Raw genomic sequence first — 14,783 nt, forward strand, 5'->3', positions numbered from 1 at the left:
CGAATGAGCCGCTCGACGGGATGAGCGTTCCTTCGCCCGTTGAGCGTTCCTGCGCCGGTTGCGCGTTCCTTCGCCGGTTGAGCGTTCCTTCGCCGGTTGAGCGTTCCTTCGCCGGTTGAGCTTGTCGAAACCCCCCTCTCCCCTCCCCCACCGGGCCTTCTGGCCTCGCTCCGACGGCCGCCCCCCGGATATGGCACGGTGGACACCATGCGCCGGTTACGTCATCGTGGTTCCGGCCTGTCCCAGATCACCCGTGGGATGGGCACTCTGGACGCCGAGATCTATGACACGATCGCCCGCTCGCCGAGTCCGCTGCTCGACTCCACGATGCCGGTGCTGACCCACGCGGCTGATCACTCGAAGCTGTGGATGGCGATCGCCGCCGGATTGGCCGTCTCCGGCCGGCCGTCACTTCAGCGCGGAGCGGCCCGAGGTATCGCCTCGCTGGCCGTTACCAGTCTCGTGACCAACCAGGCCGCCAAGCGAATTCGACGCCGACCACGTCCGCATCCGGGACTCATCCCCGACCCTCGACGCGCCCGCAGACAGCCGACGTCGAACTCCCTGCCCTCCGGACACTCCGCGAGCGCTGCGGCCTTCGCGATCGGTGTCGCCGTCGAGAACCCACCCGCGGGCCTCGTGCTGTCCGGGCTGGCCGCCCTCGTCGGACTCTCCCGGGTCGCCACCGGCGCCCACTACCCCGGCGACGTGGTCGCCGGGCTGAGCATCGGGGCCGCCGTCGCGACACTGGGCACCCGTGTCGTGCCGCCGATCGCCCGGCCATCCCTGTCGCTCGCCGATCCGACACTCGTCGAGGCCGAACCTCGACCCGACGGTGCCGGTCTCGTCGTGGTGGTGAACCCGGCTTCCTCGGACGGGCGCGGACGTCGTGTGCTTAAGGACATCCAGACGGCGCTCCCCGCCGCCGAGATCGTCGAACTCGACGACAAGGACGATGTCGCCGCGGTGTTCGCCGATGTCGCGACGCGCGCGTCGATCATCGGCGTCGCGGGCGGGGACGGCACGGTGGCGTGCGCCGCAGGCGCGGCGGTCGACGCGGAACTGCCGCTCGCGGTGTTCCCGGCGGGCACCTTCAATCACTTCGCGCGTGACATCGGTTGCGGGACAGTCCAGGACACCGTCCACGCCATTGCCTCCGGGTCGGTGTCCAAGGTCGACGCGGTGTGGCTCAACGATTCTCGACTGATCCTGAACACCGCCAGCATCGGCGCCTATCCGCATTTCGTCCGCATCCGGGAACGCCTGCGGCGGCGCATCAGCCGTCCACTCGCCACCGCCACCGCGATCATCCGGGTGCTCCGCGAGGACGCCAACGTACGGATCGAGGTCGACGGCCAGGTGCTCGACGTCTCCCTGTTCCTCCTCGGGAACTCGATCTATCAACCCACAGGATTCCTGCCCACACGACGCCTACGGCTCGACGACGGGCTCCTCGATGTCCGGATACTCGAGATGGGACATCGCTGGGCAACCCTGCGGCTGCTGGGATCTCTCGCCGCCGGCCGCCTGGAACGGTCCCGGCTGTACCACGAGATGCAGGTACCCGAGTTCCGGTTCACGGCCGTCGACGGTCCGGTGGCGGTCTCCCACGACGGCGAGGTCGAGGAGAGCTACTCGACCGCGCACTTCCGCGCCGACTACCGCCGGCTGAAGGTGTACGGCCCGGTTCGCTCCAGGCGGATCTGAAGGGCTCGCCCGGACACGAGACAAGAAAAGACGACGCCCCACCGCATGGGTGGGGCGTCGTCTGTTGTCGGTTCTACCGAAGGCTCAGTGCTTCTCGGGTCCGACGTGGTACTCGAAGACGAGTCCGGCCGCGGTACCCAGGATCACCGCCACGGCGAAGATCGCGAGCCAGAAGTTGCCGGATGCGAACCCGACCGCGAAGGTCGAGGCGCCCAGGGCGATCAGGATCGGCCACCACGAGTGCGGGCTGAAGAAGCCCAGCTCGCCGGCGCCGTCCTCGATCTCGGCATCCTCATAGTCCTCGGGGCGGATCTCGACGCGCCGCGACACGAACCGGAAGAACGTGCCCGCGATCAGCGTCAGACCCCCGGCGAAGAACAGGCCGACGACGCCGACCCACTCGATGCCCTTGCTGGTGAACGCGGTGAACAGCGTGTACGCGACGCCGGTCAGCACGAAGAAGGCTGTCAACATCTCGAAGAGGCGTGCTTCGATCTTCATCGTCAGCTCTCCTTCTTGGTGCAGTTGGCGAGGGTCGGGTCATCCGGGTTGCCGGTGGCACCCACCGAACCGTCGGTCTTGCGACGGGTGTCGAACGGAACCGTGGTGACGGCTTCCGGTGCCTGGCAGATCGACGCGAGCGCCTCGGCGTTGGTGGCCTCCGGATTCGACTGGCGGAATCGGATGTAGCTGTCGAAGTCCTGCGGTGAGACCGCGCGGACCTCGAAGTTCATCATCGAGTGGTAGGTGCCGCACATCTCGGCACAGCGGCCGACGAAAGCTCCGGTCCGGTCGAGCGAGCCGATCTGGAAGATCGGGTCGGTCGAGTTCTCCTTCGGGAACGGCATCACGTCGCGCTTGTACAGGAACTCCGGCACCCAGAACGAGTGGACGACGTCGCCCGAGGCGAGATTGAACTCGATGCGCTTGTCGGTCGGCAGGACCAGGACCGGGATCTCGCTCGACGAGCCGACGGTCTCGATCTTGTCGAACCGCAGGTAATCGCGGATGTCGTCGTCGCGCCCACCGGCCGGACCGGGCAGCTCGCCGCCGTGCTCACCCTCGACAGCCGGCTCGGGCTCGACCTCGCCGCCCTTCTGCTGCTGCAGTTCGAACGGGTTGCCGTCGGCCTCGAAGCCGTCGTAGGTCGAACCGTCGCTGAAGACGACCTTGTTGTAGCCGAACTTCCAGTTCCACTGGAAGGCGGTGACATCCACCACGACCTTGGAGTCGTCGTTCTTACGCTCGACGTCGTTCTGCACGATCACGGTGAAGTAGAACAGCACCGCGATGATGACGAACGGGATCGCCGTGTAGGTGAGCTCCAACGGAACGTTGTACGCGGTCTGACGCGGGAACACGCCCTTCTTGGCGTCGTTCGCGCGGTGGAACGTGATCGTCCAGAAGATCAGTGCCCAGACCAGAATGCCCATGACGAGTGCGGCGATGACGGACCAGGTCCAGAGATCGACCATCTTCTTACCCTCGGGCGTGACGCCCTCGGGCCAACCGAAACGCATCGCCTCATTGGCGTCGCATCCCGACATCAGCAGCGCGCCGAGTCCGAGAGCGACGACGATTCCCAGTCGCTTCATCGTCTGCGACGCGGATGAGACACGCCGCGCTCGGGGCCGTCCACCGTGTGCCAATTTCACGCCTTCCTGCTCGCTCACCGGCGCCCTTGCGCCGCAGTGAGTGCATGCCACATGACCTGCACAGGGCAAGTACCCGTCGTGGACACACAACGAAGTCTTGCACCTAGTACTACGCAGCGTAGACCAACCCGGCGAAGCTTTCGTGATCGGGGTTTGATCCGGCCGTGTCCGAGCACTCCAGGTCGGAATCCCGCTGGTGGCTCAGGCATACTCGGACCCGACCCGACGCCCGTCGGGACCTGTACTCGCGACGAGATTGGGGAGAAGCCAACGTGTGTGGTCTGCTCGGCCTTCTGACATCCGACCGGACGGCCGCCGAGGTCGTCGACGCGGTGGCGGTGGCCTCGCACTGCATGCGGCATCGTGGCCCCGACGAGCCCGGCACCTGGCACGACGAGAACATCGTCTTCGGCTTCAACCGACTCTCCATCATCGACATCGAGCACTCTCACCAGCCGCTCCGCTGGGGCCCGCCGGAGAACCCCGACCGCTACGCACTGGTCTTCAACGGCGAGATCTACAACTACCTGGAGATCCGCGCCGAACTGGCCGAGGACGAGGGTGCGACCTTTCGTACCGAGGGGGACGGGGAGGCCATCGTCGCCGCGTTCCACCACTGGGGTCCCGACGCGGTACGCCGCCTCCGCGGCATGTTCGCCTTCGCCATCTGGGACACCGAGAACCGGTCGCTGTTCCTGGCCCGCGACCCGTTCGGCATCAAGCCGCTGTTCGTGGCATCGGGACCCGGTGGCCTGATCTTCGGCAGCGAGAAGAAGTCCCTCCTCGACCTGATCGAGCGCGTCGGCCTGTCCAAGGACCTGGACCCGCGGGCGGTCGAGCACTACACGGTGTTGCAGTACGTCCCGGAGCCCGAGACCATCCACGCCTCGATCCGCCGGCTCGAGTCGGGCTGTCACGCCACCGCCTCCCCCGGCAGTCCGCTCTCCATCCGCCGCTACTTCACGCCGCAGTTCGGGGTGCGTCCCGTCACCGACGCCACGCGCCAGAAACGCTATGACGAGATCGCCGACGTTCTCGCGGACTCGGTCGCCAAGCACATGCGTGCCGACGTCACCGTCGGCTCGTTCCTGTCCGGCGGCATCGACTCGACGGCCATCGCCGCGCTGGCGATCCGCCACAACCCCGACCTGATCACCTTCACCACCGGGTTCGAGCGCGAGGGTTATTCGGAGGTCGATGTGGCCGCCGAGTCGGCCGAGGCGATCGGCGCGAAGCACGTCGTCAAGGTCGTCGGACCGTCGGAGTTCATCGAGGCGTTGCCGTCGATCGTCTGGTATCTCGACGACCCGGTCGCCGACCCGGCCCTCGTCCCGCTGTACTTCGTCGCCGCCGAGGCACGCAAGCACGTCAAGGTCGTGCTGTCCGGGGAAGGCGCCGACGAACTCTTCGGTGGTTACACCATCTACAAGGAACCGCTGTCGCTCGCGGCCTTCGACCGTCTCCCCCGCCCGCTGCGTCGGGCGGCCGGCAAACTGTCCGACCGCATCCCGGAGGGCACTCGCGGCAAGAGCCTGCTGCACCGCGGCTCGCTCACGCTCGAGGAGCGCTACTACGGCAACGCCCGCAGCTTCGACGACGCCAGGCTGCGTGCGGTACTCCGCGACTATCGCCCGGAGTGGACCCACACCGACGTCACCGCGCCGATCTACGCGATGAGCGAGGGCTGGGATCCGGTTGCCCGCATGCAGCATCTCGATCTGTTCACGTGGCTGCGCGGCGACATCCTGGTGAAGGCCGACAAGATCACGATGGCCAACTCGCTCGAGCTGCGCGTGCCGTTCCTCGACCCGGAGGTCTTCGCGATCGCCGAGCAGCTGCCGCACGACGAGAAGATCTCGCACGGCACCACCAAGTACGCGCTGCGCAAGGCGCTCGAGCAGATCGTTCCGGCGCATGTCCTGCACCGCAAGAAGCTCGGCTTCCCGGTCCCGATCCGCCACTGGCTGGCCGGCACCGAGATGTACGACTGGGCGCACGACACGATCACCGAGAGCCAGACCGACCACATCTTCGACAAGAACGCCGTGATCGCGATGCTGAACGAGCACCGGGAAGGCGTGGTGGACAACAGCCGTCGCCTCTGGACGGTGCTGATCTTCATGATCTGGCACGGCATCTTCGTCGAGGGCTCGATCGTGCCGGAGATCGTCGACCACACCTACCCGGTCCGCCTCTAGCGCCCGCCCTCCCCGGTCCCGAAAAACGCCCCGGAAAAGCGCCCCTGGAAACGACCCTCTCCAGGCTCGCCGACGACATATGGACGTCGGCGAGCCTCAGGAGGGCGCTTGCCAGGGGCGCTTTTCAGTGATCGGGCGCGAGGTCAGTGCGCCAGTTTGAGGCCGATGACCCCGCCGACGATCATGAGCAGGAAGAACACCTTGATCGCCGAGACCGGCTGCTCACCGGTGGCCATGGCGAAGATGACGGTCAGCACCGCACCGATACCGACCCAGACGGCATAGGCGGTGCCCACCGGGAGGTCACGCATCGCGAAGGCCAGACCGCCCATGCTGGCGGCGAGGGCCACGAAGAAGACCACGGACGGCACCATCTTGGAGAAGCCGTCGGACTTGCCGAGCGCGGTGGCCCACACCGCCTCGAGAACACCGGACAGCACGAGTATCAACCACGACATGACAGCCTCCTGCGGGCCGTCTTGTCGCACACCGGGTACAGCACCCCTCGTCCGGGAGTCCAGGAGAGCGGACTCTGCCTCCACGTTGTCACATCACCGATCACGACGGCAATGTCAGACCGGTCACCGACCACTGACGAGCGAAAACGGGTGGTGCAGACCATTGCCCGCACCACCCGTCAGCGAAAGACGTTGTCAGAAAGCCGCTTTGATCTCGGCGGCGGCATTGGCGCCGTAGGCACCCTCGATGCGTGCGAGTGCCGACTCGACGTCCCAGGTCCAGTCCTGCGTCGACACGGTCTCGAGGACGAGGACGGCAACCATCGAACCAACCTGTGCGGCGCGTTCGAAGCCGAGACCCTTGGACAGCGCCGACAGGAAGCCGGCCCGGAAGCCGTCGCCGACGCCGGTCGGGTCCACCTTCTCGGTCTCCGGAACGACCGGGACATGGAGACGGGTCCCGTCGCGCTCGACGATCTCGACGCCGTCCTTGCCGAGGGTCGTGACGCGCACTCCGACCATCTCCGCGACCTGCGTCTCGGACAGGCCGGTCTTCTGGCGCAGCAGGCCCCACTCGTACTCGTTGGTGAACAGGTAGGCGGCGCCGTCGATCAGCGTGCGGACCTGCTCGCCGTCGAGACGGGCGAGCTGCTGGCTCGGGTCGGCGGCGAACGGGATTCCCGCGGCGCGGCAGGCCTCGGTGTGGCTGAGCATGCCGGCCGGGTCGTCGGCGCCGATCAGCACGAGTTCCGGCGTACCGGTCTCGCCGATCACGTCGGCGAGCGAGATGTCGCGGCTCTCGCTCATGGCGCCCGCGTAGAAGGTGGCGAGCTGCGCCATCGTCTCGTCGGTCGTGCACATGAAGCGGGCGGTGTGATGGGTCTCGGAGACCCGCACTCCCCGGCAGTCGACGCCGTTGGACTCGAGCCACTTGCGGTAGTCGTGGAAGTCCGAGCCGACCGCCCCGACGAGCACCGGGTTGCCGCCGAGCTGTCCCATGGCGTAGCAGATGTTGCCCCCGACACCGCCGCGGCGGACGACGAGGTCCTCCACGAGGAAGCTGAGAGAGATGTGTTCGAGGTGGTCGCCGAGCAGCTGCTCGGAGAACTTGCCGGGGAACTTCATCAGATGGTCGGTTGCGATGGAGCCGCATACAACGATTGCCACTGGCGCTCTCAGCCCTTCAGTTGTTTGGTCGGACAGCTGTCCACGCTACCCACTGCCCCGACATACGACACCGGCCGCATCCCGATAAGGGGATGCGGCCGGTGCCGGAAGACGTGTTCGACTCAGTTGAACGAGTCACCGCAGGCGCAGCTGCCGGTCGCGTTCGGGTTGTCGATGGTGAAACCCTGCTTCTCGATGGTGTCGACGAAGTCGATCGTGGCGCCCTGGACGTAGGGAGCGCTCATCCGGTCCACGGCCAGCGTGACGCCGCCGAAGTCCGAGGTGATGTCGCCGTCGAGGGTGCGGTCGTCGAAGAAGAGCTGGTAGCGCAGACCAGCGCATCCACCCGGCTGCACGGCGATGCGCAGCGCGAGGTCGTCGCGACCTTCCTGGTCGAGCAGTGCCTTGGCCTTGCTGGCGGCTGCGTCGCTCAGGATGACGCCGGTGGCAGTGCCCGTTTCGTTCTGCACGGTCATTGATGCTCCTGTAGTGGTGTGGTCCCGGTGTGACGTGGCCCGATAGCGTCGCGAGACCTGCTGCCCGCGCATGATCGGGAAACACCCCGCTCGCCGGGAGGTCGACCGGTTGTGCCCGTGCGTACAACCGTACTCCTTCGAGCTGTATTCCCGCCTACTCGGACGTGCGTTTCCCCCAGTGCGCTGGGTAGGAGCCGGCGACCGTCTCCGCGAGTTTCACGAGTTGGTTCTCGGCGTCGTTCATGGCGACCTCGACCGACCCGGCCACGTCGACGATGGCATGCGCTCCCGCGATGCCGGCCTCCTCGATCTCTGCCGCCGACAGCGCGACCTGTCCGGCGAGGACCAGGGTCCGCGCGCCGGCACCGGATGCACCCGCGGTCGACGCCGCATGGTGCAGGGCCGAGACAACTTTTCCGCGGAGTGTCTGGGAGTCGAACTTCCCCTCGCCGGTGATGACGAGGTCGGCGGCCGCGACGTCGGCGGTCAGGTCGGTCGCCTCGGCGACAACCGTCGCCCCGGACACACGACGGCCACCGAGGGCGATCAGCGCGGCGCCGAGCCCACCGGCGGCGCCGGCACCGGCGTCGGCGGTGATGTCCCGGCGGGCGAGCCCGTTCAGGGTCGCCGACCATTCGGTGAGGCGCTCCTCGAGCAGTTCGACGGTGTCGGGGTCGGCACCCTTCTGCGGCCCGAACACCGTCGCGGCACCGAGCGGGCCGAGCAGCGGGTTCTCCACGTCCGACGCCACGACGATCTCGATGCCGGCCAGCCTCTCTCGCACCCGCTCCGGCCCGCCCAGGGCGTCGACGAGTCCCGCACCGCCATCTGTCGTCGAGCTGCCGCCGAGTCCGACGACGAGCCGTCGGGCCCCGCGTGCCAGTGCCGCCGCCACGAGCTCACCGACACCGTGCGTGGTGGCCGCGACCGCGGTCCGCGGAGTCGGTCGTCCGCCCAGTTGATGGAGACCACACGCCTGCGCACATTCGACGTAGGCCGTCGACGAGGCGTCGTCGAAGAGCCAGCGCGCGGTGACACCCGCGCCGAGCGGACCGTGCACGTCCGCGGTGACGAGAGTGCCGAACCGCGCGGCCAGGACGTCGACGAAGCCGGGTCCGCCGTCGGACTGCGGGGCGAGGACGAGTGTGTCGCCGGGTCGGGCTTCCGCCCATCCGCGGGCGATCGCGGTCGCGGCCACCACGGCCGACATGGTGTCGCCGAAGGAATCCGGCGCGATCAGAACGTGCAAACGCCGACTTCCGTCCCGGGTCATGGGCACGAAGTATAGGGACGCGGTGGCCACCCGGCAGCGTGACCGATTGGGCGACCGCAAGGGTCCACCGAAAAGCGACGACCACGCGTTTCGACCGCAATCACGATCACCTACGCTCGTAGGCGTGAAGCTGCCATGGAAGAAGGACGAAACGTCGGAGGATTCCGGCGAGAGCTCGGTGACCACGTACGCCGCCGACGACGCGGCCACCGAGGACTCCGCGCCGGCCAAGGGCAGCAAGACCACCCCCGGCAAGGGCCGCCCGACGCCCAAGCGTCGTGAGGCCGAGAACCGTCGCCGTGGTCCCGTCGCGCCGCCGCCGACCACCCGGTCCGAAGCGCGCGCACGCAAGAAGGAACTGAAGAACACCCTTTCGAAGGAAGAGAAGAAGCAGCTCTCCGCGGAACGGCGCGCCAAGCGCCTCGAGCAGCGTGAGCGGATGATGGAGGGCGACGAGGCCTACCTCATGCCTCGCGACAAGGGCCCGGTCCGCCGCTACACCCGCGACCTCGTCGACGCGCGCCGCAATTTCGCCGGGCTGTTCATGCCGTTCGCGATCGTGCTGATCGTGCTGATGTTCATGGTGCCGCGGGCGGCCGCACTCACCAACCTGATCCTCGTCGCCTTCGTCGTCCTGATGGCCGTCGACGGCGTGATCCTCGGTCGTCTCGTGAACCGCCGTGTCGCCGAACGCTATCCCGATTCACAGGACGGCGGCTTCAAGCTCGGTTGGTACGCGTTCACCCGAGCCATGCAGCTCCGGAAGATGCGTGCGCCCAAGCCGTCGGTGTCGCGCGGCGACGAAGTCTGATCAATGGCCGATCGCGCTTCGCGCACACTCGTCCTGGGTGGTGTGCGTTCGGGAAAATCCGCATACGGCGAGTCGCTGCTCCGCGCGCATCACCAGATCCGGTACCTGGCCACCGGCCCGGTCACCACGTCGGACGCCGAGTGGACGGCGCGGGTCAACACCCACCGGCAGCGTCGCGATGATCGCTACACGACCATCGAGACCACCGATCTCGCCGACGCCTTGCGCGCGGCACCGGACATCCCGGCACTCGTCGACGACCTCGGGAGCTGGCTCACCGCCCGGATCGACGCCGTCGACGGCTGGGACTCGGGTTCGGAGATCGATCTCGACGCCGAGATCACGGATCTCTGCGAAGCACTGCGGACCATGAACGCCGACGTGGTGCTGATCAGTTCCGAGGTGGGGCTCTCCCTGGTTCCCCCGACCCCGGCCGGCCGGCTGTTCCAGGATCTGCTGGGCACCCTCAACGCCGCGGTGGCGCATGCGTGCGACCGGGTGTCGCTCGTGGTCGCGGGCCGGGTGCTCGAGCTACCGCGCGACGCGGTCGCCGACGACACCTCCGGCGCAACGGTGGCGGCAGCCGCACCGGCCCCCCACCCCGCCATGACTGCTCCGGTGGTCACACCAGCCCCCGTCACGCACGGCCACGTTGTCGAGCCCACCCCCGTCACGACCGCCGGCGAGCTCCCCGATCCCACCGACGCCGAGGTCTTCGAACCGGTCACCCCGCCGAGCGAGGCGATCGCCTTCGAGGCCCGCGAGCGCCAGGCGACGCTCACCAAGCCGCCGGGTTCACTGGGACGCCTCGAGGAGATCGGCGTCTGGATCTCGGCGTGCCAGGGCCAGTGCCCACCCGCACCGATCACGTCGCCGAGCGTCGTCGTCTTCGCCGGCGACCACGGCGTCGCCCGCGGCGGCGTCTCGGCGTTCCCGCCCGAGGTGACCGCGCAGATGGTCGCGAACATCTCCGCCGGCGGCGCCGCGGTCAACGTGATGGCCGCACGTGTCGGCGCCTCGGTGACGGTCGTCGACATGTCCGTCGACGCCGACACCGCTCCCCACCTGTCGACGTTCAAGGTCCGTCGCAGCAGCGAGGACCTGCGTACCACCGACGCGATCACCCTCGCCGAGGCCCGCGCCGCGCTGGCCGCCGGTCGGGCCATCGCCGATCGGCTCATCGACTCGGGTAGCGACCTGCTGATCGCCGGCGAGATGGGGATCGGAAACACCACCCCGGCGACTGTCCTCGTCGGTGCGCTCACCCGCCGCGAGCCGGTCGAGATCGTCGGGCGCGGAACGGGTGTCGACGACCATGGCTGGATGCGGAAAACTGCCGCGATCCGGGACGGCATGCGCCGCGCCCGCAAGGTGGTCCACGACCCGCTCGCCCTGCTCGCCGCGGTCGGCGGCGCGGACCTGACGGCCACCGCGGGATTCCTCGCCCAGGCCGCACTCCGTCGCACGCCGGTGATCCTCGACGGCGTCGTGATCACCGCGGCCGCGATGGTCGCCAACGAACTCGCACCCGGCGCCCTGCGCTGGTGGATCGCCGGACATCGCTCGATCGAGCCCGCACACCAGATCGCGCTCGACCATCTCGACCTCGAGCCGGTCCTCGACCTCTCGATGCGACTCGGTGAGGGCAGCGGTGCGGTTCTGGCGTTGCCGGTCGTTCAGTCGGCCGCCGACATCCTCATCTCGATGGCGACCTTCGCCGAAGCCGGGGTGACCGACCGCGACGACTCGCCCGTACCCGAACCCGTCCCCGAGTCGTCCTGACCGCATGACACGGCCGGTTCAGCGTTGATCTCGCCGTCTCGGGCGGTCCGGACCGCGCTGTGCTGGATGACCGTCCTTCCCGTCGGCACGGATACCGACCCGGACGAGGCGCCGGATCGCGCGCTGGGCGGTGCGGTGATGGCCGCACTCCCCGTCGTCGGCATCGTGGTGGGTGCCGCGGCGGCGGCCCTGGCCGCCGGACTGTCGTTCACCGCCCTCCCGGCCGCGCTCACCGGCATCCTCGTCGTCGTCCTGACAGCGGCGCTCACCCGGGGAATGCACCTCGACGGCCTGGCCGACACCGCCGACGGGCTCGGGTGTTACGGACCGCCGGAGCGCGTCGCCGAAGTGATGCGGAGCGGGACCGTCGGCCCGTTCGGGGTGGCGACCCTCGTCCTCACACTGGGTGTGCAGACCGCCGGATTCACCGGCCTCGTGGGCGAATCCCGCTGGTATGAGATCGCTTTCGCGGTCGCGCTGGGCCGGCTCGGGGCAGTCGTCGGCACCCGGACGTCGATCTCGCCCGCTCATCCGAACGGTTTCGGCGCCCTCGTCGCCGGCACCCAGCGGCTCTCGATCCCGGTGTGGTGTCTGGTCGCCGCAGCGGCGACCGTCCCGATCGGACTGCGCGACAACGGGTCCGGAATCGACCTCGACCTCGCCGCAGTGGCGCAGGGACTCGTCGTCGTCCTCGTGATCGTGGTGTTCGCATGGGTCTTCACCCGGCACTGTGCGCGTCGTATGGGCGGACTGAACGGCGACGTCCTGGGCGCGACCATCGAACTCGGTGTCGCGCTCGCCGTCGTCGGTCTGCTCGTCTAATCCCGCACACAACAGTTCTGGCGCCACGATCCGCCGACCGTGACGCCAGAATGTCTGTGCCGCAGGAGATCCCGGGGACTCAGGCCCGGTACAACTCCGTCATCCACCCGTGGGTGTCGGCGAAGGTGCCACGCTGGATACCCGTGAGGGTGTCGCGCAGGGCCTGGGTGACCTCACCGGTCTCACCGTTGTTGATCGTGTAGTCCTCGCCCACGCCCTTGACGCGGCCCACCGGGGTGATCACCGCGGCGGTGCCACAGGCGAAGACCTCGGTGATGTCACCCGAGGCGACGCCCTTGCGGAGTTCCTCGGTGGTGATCTTGCGCTCCTCGACCGCGAAGCCGGCGTCGGTGGCCAGCGTCAGCAGCGACGACCGGGTGATGCCCGGCAGCAGCGAACCCGACAGTTCCGGGGTCACGAGGCGTGCATCGGCACCGGAGCCGAACACGAAGAACAGGTTCATGCCGCCCATCTCCTCGATGTAGCGGCGCTCGATCGCGTCGAGCCAGACGACCTGGTCGCAGCCCTGCTCGGAGGCCTGACGCTGCGCGAGGAAGGCCGCGGCGTAGTTGCCGCCACACTTGGCGAAGCCGGTGCCACCGGGAGCGGCGCGCACGTATTCGGCGGACAGCCACACGCTGACGGGCTTGATGCCGCCCGAGAAGTACGCACCGGCCGGCGAGGCGATGACGGAGTAGATGTACTGCGACGAGGGCGCGTTGACACCCAGACCGGCCTGCGAGGCGAACATGAACGGACGCAGGTAGAGCGCCTCCTCACCACCTGACGGGGGAACCCATTCGTGGTCGGCGGCGAGTAGCGCCTCGAGCGAGGCGATGAAGTCCTCGACGGGGAGCGCCGGCATCGCCAGCCGCTCGGCACTGAGCTGCAGACGCGCCGCGTTGGCCTCCGGGCGGAACGCCGCGATCGAACCGTCGGGTTGCCGGTAGGCCTTGAGACCCTCGAAGACCTCTTGACCGTAGTGCAGGACCATCGCCGAGGGATCGAGCGCGATCGGACCGTACGGACGTACCTGCGCGTTGTGCCAGCCCTTGTCCGCGTCGTAGTCGACCATCACCATGTTGTCGGTGAAGTAGCGGCCGAATCCCGGGGCGGAGAGGATCTCCGCGCGACGGCTGTCCGACACCGGATGGGGATGCTCGGTACGGTTGAACTCCAAGGTCATGCGGCCCATGGTACCGCTGGCCGCAAAAGCATTATCGAGCCCGTCCGCGAGGCGTGAGACGGCCCACGGAGCAGCGTCACACCGCGGGGTCACACGTGGGAGGGCACGAACGGCGGGATGACGACCTCGCACGTGAGATCACGCCCCCGCACGTCGACGACCACCTGATCGCCCTTGGCGACGCCCGACGCGGTGTCCAGCAAGGCCAGTGCGATGCCCTGCTTGAGGGTCGGCGAGAACGTCCCGGACGTGCACACGCCGATCGGGTTGTCCCCCAACCGGACCGCGCAGTCGGCGCGCGGCACGCCGCGGCCGGTGGCCTTGAGTCCGTAGAGCCGACGCGCCGGGCCGGCCTCCTTCTCGGCGAGCAGGGCGTCGCGCCCGAAGAACGACGGCTTGTCCCAGCCGACCGCCCAGCTCGAACGCGCCTGAACCGGGGTGATCTCCGGGCTCAGTTCGTGACCGTGGAGGGCGTAACCCATCTCGGTGCGCAGGGTGTCACGGGCACCGAGACCGGCGGCCTGTCCACCGGCCGCGGTGATCGCCTCGAGCAGCACGTCGAAGACGGCGCCGGCGTCGTCCCACCGCGGCAGGAGCTCGTAACCGCGTTCCCCGGTGTACCCGGTGCGGCACACGCGGACCGGCTTGTTCCCGTCCGCCGTCGACAGCTCGGCGTCGACGAAGGCCATGTACTCCATGTCGGCGGGCAGGCCCAGTGCGGTGAGGACCTCCGGCGAGCGCGGGCCCTGCACCGCGAACACCGCGAGGTCGCGGTGCTGGTCGGTGATCGAGATCTGTTCGGGCGCAACGGCAGACATCTGTGCCACGACGGCCGCGGTGTTCGCGGCGTTGGGGACCAGGAACACCTCGTCGTCGCTCACGAGGTAGGCGATCAGGTCGTCGACGACGCCGCCGGAGGAGTTGCAGCACAACGTGTACTGCGCCTTGCCGGGAACGATCTTGCCGAGATCGTTGGTGAGGGTGGAGTTCACGAACTCGGCGGCGCCGGGTCCCGACACCAGCGCCTTGCCGAGGTGGCTGACGTCGAAGATCGCCACGGCCTCCCGCACCGCGGTGTGTTCGGCGACGGTGCCCGCGTAGGACACCGGCATGTTCCAGCCGCCGAACGCGGCGAAACTCGCACCGAGTGCGGCATGACGGTCGGCGATGGGTCCGGCGAGGAGTTCACTCATGGGCCATACGCTATCGGGCCACGCACGCCGACCGGAGCGGTCCCGCGGTCGCCGC

13 protein-coding genes and 1 riboswitch are annotated in these 14,783 nt (G+C 68.4%); of the genes, 5 read left to right on the top strand and 8 right to left on the bottom strand.

Annotation, left to right across the window (positions count from 1 at the left end):
• Nucleotides 1-207 precede the first annotated feature (207 nt).
• A complete protein-coding gene (locus NWF34_RS05660; protein ID WP_081712496.1) occupies nt 208-1,707 on the top strand; it encodes a bifunctional phosphatase PAP2/diacylglycerol kinase family protein in 1,500 nt (499 codons plus the stop codon).
• Between the two features lie 84 nt (nt 1,708-1,791).
• Here NWF34_RS05660 and NWF34_RS05665 read toward each other — a convergent pair whose 3' ends face one another.
• Nucleotides 1,792-2,208, bottom strand: coding sequence for a cytochrome c oxidase subunit 4 (locus tag NWF34_RS05665; protein WP_024500415.1), 417 nt, complete (start codon nt 2,206-2,208; stop codon nt 1,792-1,794).
• A 2-nt stretch (nt 2,209-2,210) separates the two neighbouring features.
• Nucleotides 2,211-3,302: a cytochrome c oxidase subunit II gene (locus NWF34_RS05670; protein WP_024500416.1), complete on the bottom strand. Its 1,092-nt coding sequence runs from the start codon at nt 3,300-3,302 to the stop codon at nt 2,211-2,213.
• 332 nt (nt 3,303-3,634) lie between these two features.
• Here NWF34_RS05670 and asnB point away from each other — a divergent pair, with 332 nt between their 5' ends.
• Nucleotides 3,635-5,560 carry an asparagine synthase (glutamine-hydrolyzing) gene (gene asnB, locus NWF34_RS05675; RefSeq protein WP_024500417.1) on the top strand — a complete coding sequence of 642 codons (1,926 nt, stop codon included), beginning with the start codon at nt 3,635-3,637 and terminating at the stop codon, nt 5,558-5,560.
• 143 nt (nt 5,561-5,703) lie between these two features.
• Here the strand turns inward: asnB and NWF34_RS05680 are convergent, their stop codons facing one another.
• The 4 genes from NWF34_RS05680 to NWF34_RS05695 form a co-directional block, all read right to left on the bottom strand.
• Nucleotides 5,704-6,018 (bottom strand): multidrug efflux SMR transporter, encoded by a 315-nt coding sequence (locus tag NWF34_RS05680; protein WP_024500418.1) that lies wholly within the window; start codon nt 6,016-6,018, stop codon nt 5,704-5,706.
• Between the two features lie 10 nt (nt 6,019-6,028).
• Nucleotides 6,029-6,096: riboswitch (guanidine-III (ykkC-III) riboswitch) on the bottom strand.
• A 117-nt stretch (nt 6,097-6,213) separates the two neighbouring features.
• Nucleotides 6,214-7,185: a carbohydrate kinase family protein gene (locus NWF34_RS05685; protein WP_198362465.1), complete on the bottom strand. Its 972-nt coding sequence runs from the start codon at nt 7,183-7,185 to the stop codon at nt 6,214-6,216.
• Between the two features lie 122 nt (nt 7,186-7,307).
• A complete protein-coding gene (locus NWF34_RS05690) occupies nt 7,308-7,661 on the bottom strand; it encodes an iron-sulfur cluster assembly accessory protein (RefSeq protein ID WP_006434950.1) in 354 nt (117 codons plus the stop codon).
• Between the two features lie 154 nt (nt 7,662-7,815).
• The gene (locus NWF34_RS05695) at nt 7,816-8,910 is read right to left on the bottom strand and encodes a glycerate kinase (RefSeq protein WP_096274969.1); all 1,095 of its coding nucleotides are present in this window, start codon (nt 8,908-8,910) and stop codon (nt 7,816-7,818) included.
• Nucleotides 8,911-9,058: 148 nt separating this feature from the next.
• Between NWF34_RS05695 and NWF34_RS05700 the strand changes: the two genes are divergently transcribed.
• The 3 genes from NWF34_RS05700 to NWF34_RS05710 are packed head-to-tail and all read left to right on the top strand — an operon-like array spanning nt 9,059 to nt 12,349.
• Nucleotides 9,059-9,745 carry a DUF3043 domain-containing protein gene (locus NWF34_RS05700; protein WP_006434948.1) on the top strand — a complete coding sequence of 229 codons (687 nt, stop codon included), beginning with the start codon at nt 9,059-9,061 and terminating at the stop codon, nt 9,743-9,745.
• A gap of 3 nt (nt 9,746-9,748) precedes the next feature.
• The gene (cobT, locus tag NWF34_RS05705; RefSeq protein ID WP_096274103.1) at nt 9,749-11,527 is read left to right on the top strand and encodes a nicotinate-nucleotide--dimethylbenzimidazole phosphoribosyltransferase; all 1,779 of its coding nucleotides are present in this window, start codon (nt 9,749-9,751) and stop codon (nt 11,525-11,527) included.
• A gap of 24 nt (nt 11,528-11,551) precedes the next feature.
• Nucleotides 11,552-12,349: an adenosylcobinamide-GDP ribazoletransferase gene (locus NWF34_RS05710; RefSeq protein ID WP_096274105.1), complete on the top strand. Its 798-nt coding sequence runs from the start codon at nt 11,552-11,554 to the stop codon at nt 12,347-12,349.
• Between the two features lie 79 nt (nt 12,350-12,428).
• Here the strand turns inward: NWF34_RS05710 and NWF34_RS05715 are convergent, their stop codons facing one another.
• Both NWF34_RS05715 and gcvT read right to left on the bottom strand, forming a co-directional pair.
• The gene (locus NWF34_RS05715; RefSeq protein WP_024500421.1) at nt 12,429-13,535 is read right to left on the bottom strand and encodes a branched-chain amino acid aminotransferase; all 1,107 of its coding nucleotides are present in this window, start codon (nt 13,533-13,535) and stop codon (nt 12,429-12,431) included.
• Nucleotides 13,536-13,624: 89 nt separating this feature from the next.
• On the bottom strand, nt 13,625-14,728 hold the full coding sequence (gcvT, locus tag NWF34_RS05720; protein WP_096274107.1) for a glycine cleavage system aminomethyltransferase GcvT: 1,104 nt from the start codon (nt 14,726-14,728) through the stop codon (nt 13,625-13,627).
• Nucleotides 14,729-14,783: the final 55 nt, after the last annotated feature.

The sequence above is a fragment of the Gordonia sp. GONU genome (assembly GCF_024733855.1).
GTDB lineage: Bacteria > Actinomycetota > Actinomycetes > Mycobacteriales > Mycobacteriaceae > Gordonia > Gordonia amicalis.

Coding starts and splice junctions, on each gene's coding strand:
- NWF34_RS05690 (WP_006434950.1), bottom strand. CDS start 7,661: ATGACCGTGCAGAACGAAACGGGCACTGCCACCGGCGTCATCCTGAGC.
- gcvT (WP_096274107.1), bottom strand. CDS start 14,728: ATGAGTGAACTCCTCGCCGGACCCATCGCCGACCGTCATGCCGCACTC.
- NWF34_RS05715 (WP_024500421.1), bottom strand. CDS start 13,535: ATGACCTTGGAGTTCAACCGTACCGAGCATCCCCATCCGGTGTCGGAC.
- NWF34_RS05660 (WP_081712496.1), top strand. CDS start 208: ATGCGCCGGTTACGTCATCGTGGTTCCGGCCTGTCCCAGATCACCCGT.
- NWF34_RS05680 (WP_024500418.1), bottom strand. CDS start 6,018: ATGTCGTGGTTGATACTCGTGCTGTCCGGTGTTCTCGAGGCGGTGTGG.
- cobT (WP_096274103.1), top strand. CDS start 9,749: ATGGCCGATCGCGCTTCGCGCACACTCGTCCTGGGTGGTGTGCGTTCG.
- NWF34_RS05665 (WP_024500415.1), bottom strand. CDS start 2,208: ATGAAGATCGAAGCACGCCTCTTCGAGATGTTGACAGCCTTCTTCGTG.
- NWF34_RS05670 (WP_024500416.1), bottom strand. CDS start 3,302: ATGAAGCGACTGGGAATCGTCGTCGCTCTCGGACTCGGCGCGCTGCTG.